General features: G+C 46.4%; 16 protein-coding genes and 2 tRNA genes. 7 read left to right on the top strand and 11 right to left on the bottom strand.

All coding sequences use genetic code 11. The features are described 5' to 3' along the window. Positions 1-45 precede the first annotated feature (45 nt). From N774_RS0100225 to pyrH, 4 genes are read right to left on the bottom strand one after another with little or no spacing between them, the layout of a single operon-like run. Entirely contained in the window at positions 46-954 is a 909-nt protein-coding gene (locus N774_RS0100225) for a phosphatidate cytidylyltransferase (protein ID WP_024859302.1), read from the bottom strand. Further along, complete coding sequence (uppS, locus tag N774_RS0100220) at positions 954-1,703, bottom strand: polyprenyl diphosphate synthase (RefSeq protein WP_024859301.1); 750 nt, start codon at positions 1,701-1,703, stop codon at positions 954-956. The genes N774_RS0100225 and uppS overlap by 1 nt, the downstream gene beginning before the upstream one ends. A 10-nt stretch (positions 1,704-1,713) precedes the next feature. Next, on the bottom strand, positions 1,714-2,268 hold the full coding sequence (gene frr / locus N774_RS0100215) for a ribosome recycling factor (RefSeq protein WP_024859300.1): 555 nt from the start codon (positions 2,266-2,268) through the stop codon (positions 1,714-1,716). Positions 2,269-2,289: 21 nt separating this feature from the next. Continuing rightward, positions 2,290-3,000, bottom strand: a complete 711-nt coding sequence (pyrH, locus tag N774_RS0100210) for a UMP kinase (RefSeq protein WP_024859299.1) — start codon at positions 2,998-3,000, stop codon at positions 2,290-2,292. Positions 3,001-3,268: 268 nt separating this feature from the next. Here pyrH and N774_RS0100205 point away from each other — a divergent pair. The 3 genes from N774_RS0100205 (at position 3,269) to N774_RS0100195 (ending at position 4,572) form a co-directional block, all read left to right on the top strand. Continuing rightward, positions 3,269-3,357 (top strand) — tRNA-Ser (locus tag N774_RS0100205). Between the two features lie 35 nt (positions 3,358-3,392). Further along, positions 3,393-3,482 (top strand) — tRNA-Ser (locus tag N774_RS0100200). Positions 3,483-3,618: 136 nt separating this feature from the next. Next, positions 3,619-4,572 carry a glycoside hydrolase family 5 protein gene (locus tag N774_RS0100195; RefSeq protein WP_024859298.1) on the top strand — a complete coding sequence of 318 codons (954 nt, stop codon included), beginning with the start codon at positions 3,619-3,621 and terminating at the stop codon, positions 4,570-4,572. Between the two features lie 48 nt (positions 4,573-4,620). On the opposite strand, the gene N774_RS0100190 is transcribed toward N774_RS0100195, so the two are convergent. Both N774_RS0100190 and N774_RS0100185 read right to left on the bottom strand, forming a co-directional pair. Further along, positions 4,621-6,591 (bottom strand): hypothetical protein, encoded by a 1,971-nt coding sequence (locus N774_RS0100190; RefSeq protein WP_024859297.1) that lies wholly within the window; start codon positions 6,589-6,591, stop codon positions 4,621-4,623. A gap of 11 nt (positions 6,592-6,602) precedes the next feature. Beyond that, the gene (locus N774_RS0100185; RefSeq protein WP_024859296.1) at positions 6,603-7,163 is read right to left on the bottom strand and encodes an RNA polymerase sigma factor; all 561 of its coding nucleotides are present in this window, start codon (positions 7,161-7,163) and stop codon (positions 6,603-6,605) included. Positions 7,164-7,410: 247 nt separating this feature from the next. Here N774_RS0100185 and N774_RS0100180 point away from each other — a divergent pair, with 247 nt between their 5' ends. Further along, on the top strand, positions 7,411-8,046 hold the full coding sequence (locus N774_RS0100180) for a glycerol-3-phosphate acyltransferase (RefSeq protein ID WP_024859295.1): 636 nt from the start codon (positions 7,411-7,413) through the stop codon (positions 8,044-8,046). Between the two features lie 82 nt (positions 8,047-8,128). Then, entirely contained in the window at positions 8,129-9,484 is a 1,356-nt protein-coding gene (locus N774_RS0100175; RefSeq protein WP_024859294.1) for an MATE family efflux transporter, read from the top strand. 181 nt (positions 9,485-9,665) lie between these two features. On the opposite strand, the gene N774_RS0100170 is transcribed toward N774_RS0100175, so the two are convergent. The 5 genes from N774_RS0100170 to N774_RS0100150 form a co-directional block, all read right to left on the bottom strand. Next, complete coding sequence (locus N774_RS0100170) at positions 9,666-10,250, bottom strand: rubrerythrin family protein (RefSeq protein WP_242836529.1); 585 nt, start codon at positions 10,248-10,250, stop codon at positions 9,666-9,668. An 89-nt stretch (positions 10,251-10,339) separates the two neighbouring features. Beyond that, entirely contained in the window at positions 10,340-10,561 is a 222-nt protein-coding gene (locus N774_RS0100165; RefSeq protein WP_024859292.1) for a hypothetical protein, read from the bottom strand. A 117-nt stretch (positions 10,562-10,678) separates the two neighbouring features. Continuing rightward, the gene (locus tag N774_RS0100160; protein WP_024859291.1) at positions 10,679-12,427 is read right to left on the bottom strand and encodes an NADH-dependent [FeFe] hydrogenase, group A6; all 1,749 of its coding nucleotides are present in this window, start codon (positions 12,425-12,427) and stop codon (positions 10,679-10,681) included. Positions 12,428-12,441: 14 nt separating this feature from the next. Next, positions 12,442-14,301 (bottom strand): NADH-quinone oxidoreductase subunit NuoF, encoded by a 1,860-nt coding sequence (locus N774_RS0100155; protein ID WP_051463417.1) that lies wholly within the window; start codon positions 14,299-14,301, stop codon positions 12,442-12,444. A gap of 70 nt (positions 14,302-14,371) precedes the next feature. Further along, positions 14,372-14,866, bottom strand: coding sequence for a complex I 24 kDa subunit family protein (locus N774_RS0100150; RefSeq protein WP_024859289.1), 495 nt, complete (start codon positions 14,864-14,866; stop codon positions 14,372-14,374). A gap of 597 nt (positions 14,867-15,463) precedes the next feature. Here N774_RS0100150 and N774_RS18605 point away from each other — a divergent pair. Together N774_RS18605 and N774_RS0100140 are read left to right on the top strand one after the other, a co-directional pair. Then, a complete protein-coding gene (locus tag N774_RS18605) occupies positions 15,464-15,640 on the top strand; it encodes a DUF4250 domain-containing protein (protein ID WP_080770389.1) in 177 nt (58 codons plus the stop codon). 54 nt (positions 15,641-15,694) lie between these two features. Beyond that, the gene (locus N774_RS0100140; RefSeq protein ID WP_024859288.1) at positions 15,695-17,476 is read left to right on the top strand and encodes a dockerin type I repeat-containing protein; all 1,782 of its coding nucleotides are present in this window, start codon (positions 15,695-15,697) and stop codon (positions 17,474-17,476) included. Positions 17,477-17,491 lie beyond the last annotated feature (15 nt).

The following is a 17,491-nucleotide window of genomic DNA, read 5'->3' as shown; positions in this document are numbered from 1 at the left end:
TAAAATGCGAAAGGGACTATCCGTGAATAGTCCGTTTCAGAAATATCACTGTACGCCGAATAAGGCGATAAATGCATAAAATGTAGGCAGCACGAAAAGCACGCTGTCAAAGCGGTCCATAAGTCCGCCGTGTCCGGGCATTATCTTTCCGTAGTCCTTGAAGCCTATCTGACGCTTTACCATAGAAGCGGAAAGATCGCCGACTGTGCCGATTACTGCGCATACAGCTCCCGTCGCAAAAGCGATAGCTGCTCTTTTAGCAGTAAAGCCGTAGTATGCCGAGAATGCAATGGCATAGACAACAGCTGTAGTAACGATACCGCCAACAAGTCCCTCGATAGTTTTCTTGGGGCTTATCTCGGGGCAGAGCTTGTGCTTGCCGATAGCCACGCCTGTGAAGTATGCTCCCGTGTCTGCTATCCATGCGCCGCACAGTCCCATAACGAGCAGGAAAAGTCCGCTGACTGTATAGGTGCTTCCTATCAGCATGGGCTTACCGAGACGCTCGATGCGTATCATAGTCGTCATTGCCTGCGGAACAAGCACCATGACCGCAAGTACGAAGAATACCTGCTCATAGCGTATCTCCTTGTGTTTTTTCAGCCATGTGATGAAGATAACAAAGGCTGCAAGGAGAACTGCGCAGAACACATAAAGAGTATACGCAGGGTCTATTATTGTATTCTCGCCGTACATCCTGAAATCTGTCAGATAGTACTGAACGTCCTTTGCTTTATGGAAATAGCCGTACAGAAGCGGAACGGCTATGCCGCAGGCTTCTGCTGCCAGAAGTATCGGGATACACTTGTGGAGCTTCACCGCGCGGAGAAGCTCAAAGAGCATTACTGCGATAATTGCTGCAACCGCAATTGGGAGCACTATAGTAGCATGAAAGCAAAGTACGATACCCAGCAGTACAACGCCGACTGCTCCCGAAATAATGCGAGTAAGCATCAGACACCTCCGAAGCGGCGGTTTCTCTTTGCGAACTCGATGATAGCCTTGTCAAGCTCCTCGGGAGTAAAGTCAGGCCAGAGAACGTCGGTATAGTAGAACTCCGCATATGCACACTGCCATATGAGGAAGTTGGATATTCTCTGCTCGCCGCTTGGACGGATAAGCAGGTCAACGTCGGGATAGCCTGCTGTGTAGAGGTTATCGGAAACAGCCTGCTCGTTTATATCCTCGGGCTTAATCTCACCGTTTGCAGCCTTCTGTGCAAGAAGCTTCGCAGCGTGAGTTATCTCGTCACGGCCGCCGTAGTTTACAGCCATGAGAATGGTCATTTCGTCGTAGTCTGCGGAGTCAGCCTCCAGCTTTTCCATCTTCTCGCGGATATCGTCAGCAAAGGCGCTCTTGTCGCCGAGGAACACCATTCTTGTATTCTCGCTGAGGAAGTTTCTAACGTCTGCAAGATAGTCACGGAAAAGGTTCATGAGAGCGCCTACCTCTTCCTGCGAGCGCTTCCAGTTCTCGGTTGAGAAAGCGTAGAAGCTTATGGTCTTGAGTCCGATATCCTTGCAGTGACGGACGATAGTACGGAAGTTCTTAGCTCCCTCACGGTGTCCCAGTGAACGGGGCAGTCCGCGCTTTTTTGCCCATCTGCCGTTGCCGTCCATGATAAATGCTACATGGTCGGGAAGCTTCTCGGGCAGTACGAGCTCCTCCGATCCAGTTTTATCTTTTTTTCCGAATAATGCCATATTTCACCAATTATACTGTCATGATCTCTTTTTCTTTGTCTGCTACCATTTTATCAACGTCAGCACACATCTTGTCTGTGAGATCCTGAACCTTCTTCTCGCAGTCCTTCAGGTCGTCCTCTGTGATCTCGGAGTTCTTCTTCATTGTCTTGTACTTCTCCATAGTATCACGTCTGATAGAACGAACAGTTACCTTACACTCCTCGCCGTACTTCTTGATGCTCTTGCAGAGCTCCTTACGGCGATCCTCAGTGAGCTGAGGGAATGCAAGACGGATAACGTTTCCGTCGTTTACAGGCTGGATACCGATGTCGGAAGCCTGTATAGCCTTTTCGATAAGCTTGAGTGTTGACTTATCCCATGGCTGGATAACAAGGATTCTTGCCTCTGATACGGAAATAGCTGCCATCTGATTGACAGGTGTGGGAGCTCCGTAGTAATCTACCATTACCTTATCGAGTACGCCCGGGTTTGCTCTTCCTGCACGGATAGAAGCAAATTCGTTTCCGAGAGCATTAAGGCTCTTGTTCATTTTTTCCTTAGCGATATTAAGCTGTTCTTTCATTGTTGTTCATTCCTTTCGGTATTAGTCTTCGTATACAACGGTTCCGATGTCAGCACCCATAACAGCATCATATATGTTATCGGGACGGCTGAGATCGAATACCAGCATCTTCATGTGATTGTCGCGGCACATAGCAGCAGCTGTGCTGTCCATTACGCCGAGGTCCTCGCCGATGACCTGTGAGAAAGTAAGAGTGTCGTACTTCTTTGCGTCGTCATACTTGTGGGGGTCTTTATCGTATACACCGTCAACAAGAGTTGCCTTGAGGAGAATATCCGCCTCTATCTCAACCGAACGAAGCGCAGCAGCTGTATCTGTTGAGAAGAAGGGGTTTCCTGTACCGCAGCCGAAGATAACTATTCTTCCCTTGTCCAGATGTCTTACAGCTCTGTTGCGGATATAGGGCTCTGCGATAGCAGCCATCTGAAGTGCTGTCTGAACTCTGACAACACAGCCGAGAGACTCCAGTACGTCTGCAAGTGCAAGTGCATTCATTGTTGTTGCCAGCATTCCGATATGGTCTGCACGGGTCCTGTCCATAGCTCCGCTTGAACGGCCTCTCCAGAAGTTACCGCCGCCGACTACTACTGCTACCTGAGCACCTGCATCGGAGCACTTCTTTATGCTCTCACATATCTCTGTAACTACGTCATAGTTGAGACCTGTTTTCTTGTCGCCTGCCAGAGCCTCGCCGCTGACCTTTAATAAAATTCGTTTATACTTTGGTTCCATATAAGCACCTCACAAAAAAATATCTATAGTATATTTTACACTAATTTTATAATAATGTAAAGTATATTCTTTCAAAAAAATCATTTTTACCGAAAAATTTTACAAGAATTTTTTATTTCCGTCGAACAGTTTTTTATCAACATCTCCCATTGTATATTATGCTTAAAAATGTTGAAAATTTATCGTTACGATTTTCTTTTATTTTTCCTTGACAACTGCCGCTCACCGTGGTATAATATAAAAGCTGATTAATTCGGCAGTAAAAAATGGAGAGGTATCGAAGCGGTCATAACGAGGCGGTCTTGAAAACCGTTTGACTTAACGGTCACGTGGGTTCGAATCCCACCCTCTCCGCCAATTTTTTTATCGGTGAGCTTCTCGCTCGTCGGTTTGCGGATTTACCCAAGTGGTGAAGGGGCTCCCCTGCTAAGGGAGTAGGTCGGGAAACCGGCGCGAGAGTTCAAATCTCTCAATCCGCGCCATACCTGTATCTTCGGATACAGGTTTTTTATTATCTTTAATTTTATCTCGTACATCATGAATTTATTATTTTTCACATAAAACAAGTATAGTTTCTGCATGAAATATGCTATACTCTCATTAAAGGAGGCGATCAGCATGAAAAAAATGATCGGATTCAATAAGGGCGTAAACTTTGGCGGCTGGCTTTCACAGTGCAATTACGAAAAAGAGCACCTGGACACCTTTATTACTGAAAACGACTTTAAAATCGCTGCTTCATGGGGCTTAGACCATATCCGTGTCCCATTTGACTATAATATACTTGAAAACGAGGACGGCTCTTTCAGCGAGGAGGGCTTTGCTTACCTTGATATGGCTGTTAACGCCTGCAAGGCAAACGGTCTCAATCTCATTCTCGATCTTCACAAGACCGCAGGCTTTTCCTTTGACTATTACGCTGAAAATGAAAGCGGATTCTTCGACAGTCAGGAGTATCAGGAGCGCTTCTACCGCCTGTGGGAAGAGGTGGCAAGACGCTACGGCTCACTTACTCCAAATGTAGCCTTTGAGCTTCTCAATGAGGTCACTGATGCAGATTTCATCGGTGCATGGAACAGGATAGCCAATGAGTGTATCCGCAGGATAAGAAAAATAGCTCCCAACATTCTCATTCTTGTGGGAAGCTACTGGAACAACAGTGCTGCTACGGTTCAGTATCTGGACGCGCCTTACGACGAGAACGTTTTCTACAATATGCACTGCTATGAGCCTCTGAAGTTCACACATCAGGGAGCTTACTGGACTACAGATATCATTCCCGAGGAGCGTATGGCTTTCGAGGAAAGCGTTACCTCCGAGGAGTACTTTGAGGAGCTCTTCTCCACAGCTATCGCCAAGGCTGAAAAGCACGGAAGCGGTCTTTACTGCGGTGAGTACGGCTGTATCGACGTTGTATCTCCCGAGGATACCATAAAGTGGTACAGAACTATCAATGCCGTTTTCAGAAAGCACGATATCGGCAGAGCAGCATGGAACTACAAGGCTATGGATTTCGGTCTCTCAGATGACAGACTGAAAGATGTCCACGATGAGCTCATAAACTTACTTTAATACAAAAGCTATCCCCTTTGCTTATGCAAAGGGGATTTTTTGCATTCTTTAATTGTATGACTCATCGGTATAGCCTGTGGGATCAAAGTATATATAATCCAAAGGCTGGTCGATATTTATGCTCGATACTTCCATTGAACGTATATCATCAGCATCACCGCTGCTTATTGCACGCTCTGAATACTTCAGAACTATACCTGTTCTGAGATCAACATATTTTTCGGCAGTATAATAACCGTTATCGATGCTGATAACTGCGCACTGTCTGCCAAGTATGGTCTCGGTTCCCGCAATATACCATGTATCAAAATTATGGATATAAGAAGTATTCGTATACAGGCAGTCCTGTCCTAACTGTCCGAATACTATATCAGAATAGTTTCCGTAATTCTGTATGACGCCATCAGAGTCATACCAGTCGATATAGCGGTAATTATCGGGAACATAATTCTCTGGGATACCTGTTTCAAAATAAGGTGCCTCTGAATATGTCTTTGAAATATTATCTGCGCTTATCCATCTTTCGTCATACGAATATAACGTTAAATGGTTATTATAGCCCGGCTCATCCATCTCATAATCCACGTAGATATATTTTCCCTTGTTGTCTGCCAGACAATGCTCGTTTTTGCTCCAGTTATCCGCACCGTAAGTGCCGTTTATAGTGAATGTAAGCTCGGCTGTATCAAAGTATCTGCATGAATTGAGCAGCAAATGATAGACGTAGCTCTTGTTTTCAAGAGTGTTGAGTTCATCAAATCCGGACGCTCCAAGTACTTTTGATGCATACTTTTCCACGTCTACCTTATTGAAGCTGTACACGCCTCTTGCACGATCATTTTCGATCTCTGCACAAGCAGCTGCTGCTTCTTCATAGCTTGGATAAATTATATTCTCATGGAGCTGCAGATCTCCCGTCTCTGCGTCAGCAGCAGTTTTTCCGTCTAATACAGGACCTTTATCCTCACTATGCTCTGTGCCGTTTTCGTCGTTTTGAAGTTTAACATTGTATGCGGCTATCTTCCAGACGTCGTTCTCGGGAAGGAGCTGTATATCTGCTGTCACTCTCTGTCCGTCAGGTCTCTCGTATACTCTCTTGCAGGTCACAAGCTTTTCAAGGGATACGTGCTCGGAATTCTCGTCATACATAACTCTGTTCATTGTAAGAAGCTCGCCGCTGTTTGTAAACTCTGAGGAAACAAGCTTATAACCGCTGAAATTATATATGCCGTCAAAGTTGTATGCGTATGAAGCATTTGGCTCGCACTGACTCTGCACGTAGACCCTGCCGTTGTATTCGATAAAGGTCTTTACGTACTTGTTAGCCATTGAATCGTCCCTGAAATCGAAGCCAACTTCGTGGCTGCTGAGGTCGCCGCCGAGATAGCTGTTGGCTGTCTCGTAGATGAAAGTCTCCCTGAGTACGTCATTGACCTCTGTCATGCTGTCAAGTCTTTCATCTGTAACTGCGAAATAATACTTGGTAAGATTTACAACGTCACCTGCAACATCATTGAATTCGTCCTTATTGAAGTATATCTCATCGCTAAGGTCTACACAGTCAATTGTCGGGTACTGTGGTCTCTGGATCATTTCAAGATTACCCAGAAGCTTATCCACAGCTGCATTATCCTCAAAATAAAGCGCATCTGTTGTACCTTCAACAGTTGAAGCCGTCACATTTGGGTCGCTGCTGGGGTTCATGGGCTGTATCTTTGAGGAGCGCGAAAGCAGTACGCCGCCGCATACTCCGCCGAACAATACGATCGCTGCCGCTGCCGCTGAAAAATACCTGTACAGCTTTGGACGGTTATAGCGCTCGACACCCTCTGCACTTACGGTGAATCCGTCATCAGTGCGTTCTTCCTCGCTCTCCCCTGCCTTTAATATATTGTACTTTCTTCTGCTTATTTCATATATCTTTTCTTTTCTCTTGTCATCCACTGCCTTGTACCTCGTAGATATAGTTTCTATATCTTTTTCCTTACCGCTGAATATCATATCAAGCTCGTCTTTCATATCCTATCCTCCTATCTTGCAAATCCTGCCTGTAACAGCAGCTCACGCAGTCTTTTCACTGCGCGGCTGCATCTGGCGCGGACATTATCGGACGAAAGCTCCACTATCTTTGCTATTTCCTTTGAGCTTCGTCCGTAGAAGTACTTCTGTATGATTATGGTAGAGTCGGGCTCGCCCAGCTCACCCACTTTATCGTAAAGCAGCTGCCGCATCTCCGAAGTCTCAGCTGTCTCGGCAATGTTCTCGTCGGAGATGAACTCCTCATTGTCGTCCATTGCCACATTGCGCTCCTTGTGCCTCGCTACTCTTCTGTATGTATCTACAGCCTTATTACGTGCAACGGTTGCCACAAAGGCTTTAAGGTCGCCGTTTATCTCTTCCTGCTTGTCAAAATAGAAGAAGCAGTGAGCAAATACATCTCCCACACATTCGTCTATATCCTCAGGCTCGGCATAAGACCTGAGCCTTGCATATACTATAGTATAGACGTAGTTGAAGTATTTATCGTAAAAGGCTCGCTGTCCCCTTTCGGGTGCAGATTTAAGCATCTGCCGCAATTCAATATCATTCATATATCTCACTCCTGCTCATGTACATGATTATTGGTATTTCCCCTTTCACTAATACTAATCGCTTTCAGCTTCAAAAACGAAACGTCAGCAAATTTATTTTTATTATTTAACCATATAACGACAAAAAAATCCATTATGGGTATTTACTTTTTCAAGGAAATATGATATTATATTAGTATTATAGATATGGTTAGTCATTTTTTTAACAAGGCAGTTATCATGCCTTTATACAATGGGGGGGGTCGTTATGCAGTTCGTTCTCTGTGCTCTTATCGGCTATCTCTTCGGTAATATCAATCCTGCTTTCATCATATCAAAGCTGAAAGGGTTCGATATCCGTCAAAGAGGGTCAGGCAATGCGGGAGCTTCAAATACTGTTATCACTGTAGGAAAAAAAGCAGGGCTTTTTGTTGCTCTTTTCGATATATTCAAGGCTGTTGCAGCCTCGCTTCTCGGAGCTTATCTGTTCCCTCAGCTCAGGTTCGCAAAGATACTTGCAGGCTCATGCTGCATACTGGGACATATCTTCCCTGTACTTATGAGATTCCGCGGCGGAAAAGGTCTGGCTTCTCTGGGGGGAACTATCCTCGCATTCAATCCCATAGTATTTGTACTGCTTCTCGGCTTTGAGATGCTGCTTGGCTTCTCCGTGGACTATGTCTGCGTTGTACCTGTTACAGGCTCGGTGATCTTCACTATGATATATGCACTGCTTACGGGAGACCCTGTTGGCACTACCATACTTTCCGTTGTGGCTCTGGTCATTCTCTTCAAACATATCGAAAACTTCAAGAGAATACAGAACGGCACGGAGGCTCATATAAGCTTCCTCTGGAAAAAGGATCAGGAGATCGCAAGGATACGAAAAAACACAAACGATTAAAAAGTCCCTTCGGGGGCTTTTTTGTGACCATATGCGTCAGCCGCAGCGCTCCAGTACTCAGCGGCAGTTAGGAGTCTTTCTTATGCAGAGCAAATCCTCGGATATGTGCGAGGGACCTCTCGTCAGCAAAATCATTCTTTATACTATCCCTATCATTCTCACAGGCGTTTTGCAGCTTCTCTTCAATGCCGCAGACCTTGTGGTGGTAGGACGGTGCTGCGGAAGCAATTCCGTTGGCGCGGTAGGCGCTACAGGCGCACTTATAAACCTTATGGTAAACCTGTTCATCGGTCTTTCTGTGGGCGCAGGCGTTACCGTGGCTCACGGTATCGGCTCGGGAAGGAGCGAGGACGTTCACAGAACAGTACATACTGCCATACCCACTGCACTTATATGCGGAGCCCTGCTCACTGTTGTAGGCTTGCTCTTCTCCGAGACATTCCTGAAACTTATGGACACTCCAAAGGAGCAGCTCAGTCTCGCCACTTCTTATATGAGGATATACTTCTGCGGTACTATCGCGAGCATGCTGTATAACTTCGGCTCAGCCATTCTCCGAGCCGCAGGCGATACAAAAAGTCCGCTGTACTACCTTACCGCCGCAGGCTTCCTCAATGTTATACTGAACCTGATTTTTGTCATATTATTCCATATGGACGTGGCGGGAGTTGCACTTGCCACGGCTATATCCCAGACCTTTTCGGGACTGCTCATAGTCCGCGCTCTTATGAAGAGAGAGGACGCCTGCCGACTGGATCTTAAAAAGCTCCACATCTACGGCAGACAGCTCAAGCGTATTCTACAGATAGGCTTCCCCGCAGGTATACAGTCCTCACTTTTCGCAGTATCCAATGTTATAATACAGTCCTCTATAAACTTCTTCGGTCCAGTTGTTAACACGGGAAACGCCGCTGCTCAGAATATAGAGGGCTTCGTGTACACATCTATGAACTCATACAGCCAGACCTCCCTGAACTTCACAGGTCAGAACTATGGTGCAGGGAAGCTTGACCGTATCAAAAAAATCATGTGGATATGTCTTATCGCGGTATTCTGTACGGGAATGGCAATGGGGCTCACAGCTCTGCTCTTCGGCAGGCCGCTGCTGTCCATCTACATTACTGACTCTGAAGAGGCTATAAAGTACGGCATGGTGCGTATGACCTACATTATGATACCATACTTCCTCTGCGGACTTATGGATGTGACCACGGGACTTATCCGCGGTCTGGGAAGCTCCGTGCTGCCCATGCTCATTACTGTGCTTGGCGTTGTTGGTATTCGTCTTGGCTGGATATACATTGTATTCAGGATACCACAGTACCACAGCATCAAGAGCCTGTATCTCTCCTACGCAATCTCATGGCTTGCCACATTCGGAGTTGAGCTCATAGTATTCCTGATACTCATGCGCAAGCTGAAAAAACAGCAGATATGAGGTCAGCCATGAGCCGTTAGCTTGTATGGGCGCACAGTTAAGCAGTGCCCCAAATCTTTGATTTGGCTGGCAATGCTATATGCAAAGCTGTGCACCCGCAATATCCGACTGATAACAGCATGAATCAGCCCCGAGGCATTGCCTCGGGGCTGAACTTTTATATGCGTTCTTAGCCGTCTTTCTACTTTTTAATAATAGAGCAGGAAGTAAAAGCTGCTTCTTCCTCGCGGATAAAGTAGCCCTGCTCGGCACTGCACACAGGACACTCCTTGGGAGGCTCGCTGCCAACATGGATATGACCGCAATTAAGGCATATCCACCGCTGCTGTGTGTCGTCGCTGCGGAAGAGTTTACCCTCACGGTAAAGCTCCGCGTAATAGGCAAAACGCTGCTTATGCTCATTCTCTATCTCAGCTATGGCACGGAACTTCTGTGCCGCCTCCGTGAAGCCCTCATCGTCGGCTATACGTGCAAAATCGGGATACACCACGATGTGCTCTTTGTCCTCTTCCTTTTGTGAAGCGTCAAGAAGCTGCTGGATATCCTCGAATACATCGGCGGGATAGCCCGCGGTAACGTCCACGGTCTGCCCTTCGGCTTCTTTCATAAGCTTCCAGAACACCATTGCGTGGCGTTCCTCCTGCTCGGCTGTGAACCTGAACATTCGCTCGATTCCTATGAGCTTCTGCTGCTGTGCTATAAGCGCTGCCTGATAGTACCTCTGACGTGACTGGCACTCACCTGCAAAGGCCCGCATGAGATTCATGCGGGTCCGGCTTTTGTTGAGATCTGTTTGCATTATACCACTTCCTTTCAGAAACAGTATCTGCAAATTTTTTCAGAATATTCCGAATATCAATCGTCAAGTATGGTATAACGGTACTTCATGATATTCTCGGGATTCTTCAGTCTGATATTCTGGATATGTCCGCACTGCGGGCAGGCATCACAAATGACCTGACTTCTCTTTGGTTTCAGCTTCATCTCTTCGCCCTCGGGATAAAACTGAACCGCATAAGGCGTCACAAGGGTTCCTCTTACGACCTTTGTCGCACAAAACTCACAAACATTATCCATTAAATCGCCCCCCTTGTAAATAAAAATAGTATTTTTTCTATTATACCACATTTTTAGCCTTATGTCAACAAAAAGAGCGGACTAAATTGTCCGCTCTTTAATGAATTCAGCTTTTTATCATATTTCGTTAACTTTTCTCTTAACGTAAGATGTGTGGAGAACCTCATGTGCCTTGTGGCTGCCGGGCTTCTCGAAGAATTCCTCGTAAACCTTCTTGATAGCAGGGTTCTCGTGAGACTGTCTGAGAGGCATTGACTTGTCGAGGTTGTAGAGCACCTTAGCTCTCTCTTCTCTGATGTCAACGAAGTTTCTTACGCCCATAGGAACCTGTGGCTGACCGCCGCCGTTTACACAGCCGCCGGGACAAGCCATGATCTCGATGAACTGAGCGTCGCACTTGCCTGCTCTAATATCGTCAAGAACCTTTCTTGCGTTAGCAAGACCGCTTGTTACGATAACCTTTACCTTGTTGCCGGCAACGTCGTATGTTGCTTCCTTGATATCCTTAGTACCACGAACCTCCGGGAGATCTGTTACGTTCTCGCCTGTGAGTGTGTATACAGCTGTTCTGAGAGCAGCCTCCATAACACCGCCTGTAGCGCCGAAGATAACGCCTGCACCTGTTGAGATACCCAGCGGATCATCGAACTTCTCATCGGGAAGTGAGTTGAAGAGGATACCTGCGCGCTCGATCATTCTGCCAAGCTCACGTGTTGTGAGAGCATAGTCAACATCAGGTACGCCTGCTGCGCTCTGATCGGGTCTGCCGATCTCGAACTTCTTAGCTGTACATGGCATGATAGATACCATAACGATGTTCTTGGGATCGATGCCCATCTTCTGAGCATAGTATGTCTTAGCTGTTGCACCGAACATCTGCTGTGGTGACTTACAGCTTGAAAGGTGATCGAGAAGATCAGGATAGTAGTGCTCACAGAACTTTACCCAACCTGGTGAGCATGATGTGATAAGAGGAAGTGTTCCGCCGTTTGAGAAACGATCAAGGAACTCTGTAGCTTCTTCCATGATTGTGAGGTCAGCAGCAAAGTCTGTATCGAATACCTTGTCGAAGCCCAGTCTGCGGAGAGCAGCTGCCATCTTGCCTTCTGCGTTTGTGCCGATAGGATTGCCGAAGCACTCGCCGAGACCTGCACGAACAGCAGGAGCTGTCTGTACGAGAACTGTCTTCTCGGGATCAGCGATAGCTGCAAGAACTTCCTTGGTGTAGTCCTTCTCGGAGAGAGCACCAACAGGACATACTGCGATACACTGTCCGCAGGATACGCAGCTTGTCTCGCCCAGTCCCATATCGAATGCAGAGCCGATATATGTCTTGAATCCACGCTCGTTAGCACCGATAACGCCGATGCCCTGTGTCTTTGCACATACTGCTACGCAACGGCGGCAAAGGATACACTTGTTATTGTCACGGTACATATGAGGAGCAGAATTGTCTACCTCGTACTCGTTCTTTACGCCGTCATACTTTGTAGCGTCCTCAACGCCGTAGTCCTTAGCAAGCTTCTGGAGCTCGCAGTTGCCGCTTCTTACGCAGGAGAGGCACTTTCTGTCATGAGTTGAAAGGATGAGCTCGAGAGTCTTCTTTCTTGACTCGATGACCTTTGGTGAGTTTGTGAGGATCTCCATATTGTTGGAACATGGGTATACGCAGCCTGCAACCAGACGGAAGCCTCTGCCCTCGTTTACCTCTGTAACGCAGATACGGCAGGCACCGATCTCGTTGATCTCCTTCATATAGCAAAGTGTAGGAATCTCAAATCCAGCCTTGTGAGCAGCTTCAAGAACAGTAGTGCCCTTGGGGACTTCAAATTCAACACCGTTGATTTTTACTGTAATATTTTCCATTACTATTCCTCCGCTTACTTCTTGATGATTGCCTTGAACTTACATGTAGCGATACAAGCACCGCACTTCACGCACTTAGTCTTGTCGATCTCCATTGCAGCAAGCTTCTTGCCGGGAGCGATGTAATCTGTTCTTGTGATAGCGGAAGCAGGACACTGCTTAGCACACATACCGCAGCCGATACACTTATCCTTTTCGATCTCGAAGCTGAGGAGGTCCTTACATACGCCTGCAGGACACTTCTTGTCAACAACGTGAGCGATGTACTCATCACGGAAGCATCTGAGTGTTGAGAGAACAGGGTTAGGAGCAGTCTGACCGAGACCGCAGAGAGAGTTAGCCTTGATGTGGTAAGCCAGCTCTTCAAGCTTGTCGAGATCCTCAAGAGTTCCCTTGCCCTTTGTGATCTTGTCAAGGATCTCCCACATTCTCTTAGTACCGATACGGCATGGTGTACACTTACCGCAGGACTCGTCAACTGTGAACTCGAGGAAGAACTTAGCGATATCTACCATACAGTTATCTTCGTCCATAACGATAAGTCCGCCTGAACCCATCATTGAACCGATACCGATAAGGTTATCGTAATCGATGGGAATATCGAAGTTTGAAGGATCGATACATCCGCCTGAAGGACCACCTGTCTGAGCAGCCTTGAACTTCTTGCCGTTGGGGATACCGCCGCCGATCTCTTCGATAACTTCGCGGAGCGTAGTACCCATAGGAACTTCTACGAGACCTGTGTTCTTGATCTTGCCGCCGAGAGCGAATACCTTAGTACCCTTTGACTTCTCGGTACCCATTGATGCGAACCACTGTGCACCGTTGAGTATGATCTGTGGGATATTAGCATATGTCTCAACATTGTTGAGGATAGTTGGCTTCTGGAAAAGACCTTTTTCAGCAGGGAAAGGAGGTCTTGGACGGGGCTCGCCGCGGTTACCCTCGATTGATGTCATAAGAGCTGTCTCCTCACCGCAGACGAAAGCGCCTGCACCGAGACGGAGGTCGATATCGAAGCAGAAATCTGTTCCGAAGATGTTCTTGCCCAGCATGCCGTTCTCACGAGCCTGCTTGATAGCGATGTTAAGACGCTCAACAGCGATAGGATACTCAGCACGGACATAAATATAACCCTGTGTTGCGCCGATAGCATAACCTGCGATAGCCATAGCCTCAAGTACAACATGGGGGTCGCCCTCAAGTACTGAACGGTCCATGAATGCGCCCGGGTCACCCTCGTCAGCGTTACAGCAAACGTACTTCTGGTCAGCGTTGGGAACGATGTTGCGGGCAAGCTTCCACTTCATACCTGTTGGGAATCCGCCGCCTCCGCGTCCGCGAAGACCTGAATCGAGGATTGTCTGGATAACGTCCTCGGGAGTCATAGTTGTTAGGACCTTACCGAGAGCCTCATAACCGTCACGTCCTATGTACTCGTTGATATTTTCAGGATTGATAACACCGCAGTTTCTGAGAGCAACACGGTGCTGCTTTTTGTAGAATGAAGTATCGTCAAGAGACTTGATCTCGTCGCCTACGACTGTCTCCTCATAGAGGAACTCCTTAACAGGGCTGCCGCCGATGAGGTGCTCGTCAACGATACGTGGGATCTCCTCTACCTTAACGCGTGAGTAGAAAGAGCCCTCGGGATATACGATCATGATAGGACCGCGCTCGCAGAGTCCGAAGCAGCCTGTCTTAACGATCTGTACCTTATCTGTAAGTCCCTTATCTGCAAACTGCTTTTCGAGCTCCTCAATGATCTTGGGTGAGCCTGAAGATGTACAGCCTGTACCGCCGCAGACAAGGACGTGTCTTTCATATTTTGAAGAAGCATTGCCATGTGTTCTGAGAGCAACCTCGCCCTTCATGCTGTCTCTGACAACCTTGAGTTCTTCAAGAGTTTTCATAAGTTAACCTCCTAAATGGTAATGTTTGGAATCAAGCGTATTTTTCAATGATCTTGTCAACGTCGTCAACAGTAAGACGTCCGTAAACGTCCTCGTTAACTGTGAGGACGGGTGCAAGACCGCAGGCACCGATGCAGCGGCAAGCGTCAAGTGAGAACTTACCGTCGGGTGTGCATTCTCCTCCGCCTATTCCAAGCTTTTCCTGAAGCTTATTGTAGATATCTCCGGAACCCTTAACATAGCAGGCTGTACCGAGACAGACAGAAATTGTGTACTCTCCCTTTGGATACAGTGAGAACTGAGCGTAGAAAGTTACAACGCCGTAGATCTTCTCGAGCGGGATACCTGTGTTGTCGGAAATAATTGCCTGAACCTCGATCGGAAGGTAGCCGTAAATTTCCTGAGCTTTCTGAAGGATAGGCATAAGAGCACCCTTGTCGTTCTTCTTTTCTTCGATGACCTTGAGGAGCTCAGCCTCCTGCTCTGGAGTACCCTTGAAGGGAACAGTTGATTTAGCTGAATTCATTTAATGGACCTCCTTGTGTAATAGCTGTGAAAAATGTAACAATGTCGAACATAAAAAATTTATGAGACAAAATATCATATCTCACATATCTTAAGTATTATACCATATATCACAAAAAAATGCTATCTCCATTTTAGCCTAATTAGCCTCTAAATTACTGTCTATTTTGCACAATGTTTGCCAATATAAAGCTTTTGTATCGCCTTAACATTTACATCTGTCAATGCACATAGTTCGCCGATAGGTTTAGTCCCGTGCTCGCTTACACTTTACAAATGTCAGTGTTTGTGTTTTTTATGAACATTAAAAATTTATTATCTTACTGCTATTAATTTATGTTCATTTATTTTCTTTGAATATTTCACGGTTTATCTGCCTTTTTACGTTGCTCAGGATATGATTTTATTTATATATGTAAATACTTATTTACGCAAAATTCACAAATTTAATACTTTCAGAATCATTGACAAATCACTTTTCCTATTGTATAGTAAAATTACATTATATACATGATCAAGATACTTTTCGCTTATGAAGGTATGTTCTGCACTGCGTACCCGCATAAGCCCGCATCGCCGCAACGGCAAGGAGGAACTTATGAGTTTACCAAACGATCCCGTGATCTTACTGAGCTATATCAATACACTTCTTCGTGATGAATACTCATCTTTCGAGGAGCTCTGCAAAAGTCTCTGTACATCTTCCGAGGATATAAGTACAAAATTGAAGGGTATCGGTTATGTATACGATCCAAATACAAATTCATTTAGGTAGTATGCGCCTAAAAATGCGTATACTCGGTCGGCTCAATGCCGAATGGGAGGGCTTATGAAAACAATTATCAAACGAATCACGGCAGCTGCGGCTTCCGCTGTTATCGCCGTGTGCTCCGCAGGCTTCAGCAACAGCTTCGGAGCTGACACAGAAGAGCCACCGCTTTTCAAAGTACATTTTGAGCTTGGCGACGATGTTACAATCGTTCCCGACGACGACGGAAATGTCCCCGAGATAAAAGACGTGGAAAAGGAATACAACGCCGCAGTATTCATGCCAAAAGCCGAGCTTGAAAGAGAGGGCTATTACTTTACTGGCTGGACTGCCGACAATGTCTACGGCTACAAGGGCGGTATGGTTTATCGTGTTCCCGATCACGATGTTACTATAACTCCTGTCTGGAACAAAAAGGGTGATAAAGACGTACATACAGTCAAGTATAGCGTCGAGCTAGACGGCGAAGTAAATGAGGAGTACGAAAAGCTTGTTCCGCCTGATAAAGGCATTTCAGGCAGCTTTATCGAGATCTCCATGTATTCATTCCCACGGGACGGATACAAGCAGTACGGCTGGACTGACGGCACTCACCTTTTTAAAGGTCAGGAATATATAATCATTCAGGACGAAGATATCACTCTTACTCCTAACTGGTATAAGAAGTACCTGCTTACATATACCGTTGGAGACGCAGACAGAGTCAACGGCGCCACAAAGCAGGAATACGAGGTAATAGAAACAGGCGAGGTCAATCTCCAGAACAGCTCTCGTTTCTCACGAAACGGCTTTGAGATAATCGGCTGGCACTGTGAGACTGACGGTAAGGACTATAAATGCGACCAGAAGTTTGTTATGCAGTCAAGCGACGTTATTATGACACCTATCTGGTTCGCCATCAATTACAACGTTGTATTCTTTGCCAACACCAAGTCCGACGATGACGATATAAGAATAAAGGGCAAGACCGATACCACCATAACGATCCCCGAGTGCACAGCTGTCAATGAGGGCTATACATTCGGAGGCTGGGAGAAAGACGACAAAATATATCAGCCCGGCGACGAGTACCTTATCGTTGGCGAAAAGCCCGGTCTCGGCGTTTTCTTCAATGCTGTATGGACTCCCGCAGGCAGTGAGCCAACAACAACAACAACATCATCATCATCATCTGCCACAACGACAGTTACGACTACAACTGCAACATCTACTTTAAGCGCAACTTCAACTTCCACATCAACGACCACTGCTCCCACAACCACAATTTCAAGCGATATCAAGCCGTATTCATATGTTGTAGTTGTACGGGATAAAAAGACAAATGAACTCATCAATGACGTTGTTTTGAACGCAAGCTGGTATGTTGCATATGAGATCAACGGACAGGATGTATCTACAGGTCCTCTTGAACTCATTGACACCTCTAAAGGAAATCCAGCTGTTTTCAGCTATGAAAAGTACAAAGACGCCAAGAAGTGCAGTTTCTCCATAGACGGAGTACAGGGTGGATCACCTTACATCTTCAACAATGAAGACTGCGTTATTGAATCAGATGATGAAAAGCACATCGTTTACTACAATGTTTACCTGACCAAGCCCGATATCTCCTACGGAGACGCAAACTGTGACGGCAACGTTGATATGTCCGATGTCGTACTTATCATGCAGGCTCTTGCAAATCCCGACAAATATGATGTGGACGGCACTTCAGAAAACTGCCTCACAAAGGCAGGCAGGCTCAATGCAGACGTAAACCAGGAGTCCCCTGGCCTCACAACTGATGATGCTTTAGTCATTCAGATGTATCTGCTGGGTTTGGTAGACAAGCTTCCGCTGATCTAAGAAATTATCCGCTAA

The organism is Ruminococcus flavefaciens AE3010 (assembly GCF_000526795.1).
In the GTDB taxonomy this organism is placed as follows: Bacteria; Bacillota; Clostridia; order Oscillospirales; family Ruminococcaceae; genus Ruminococcus; species Ruminococcus flavefaciens_D.
Note: the sequence above shows the minus strand (reverse complement) of the source record. Positions and strands in the feature narration are given on the sequence as shown.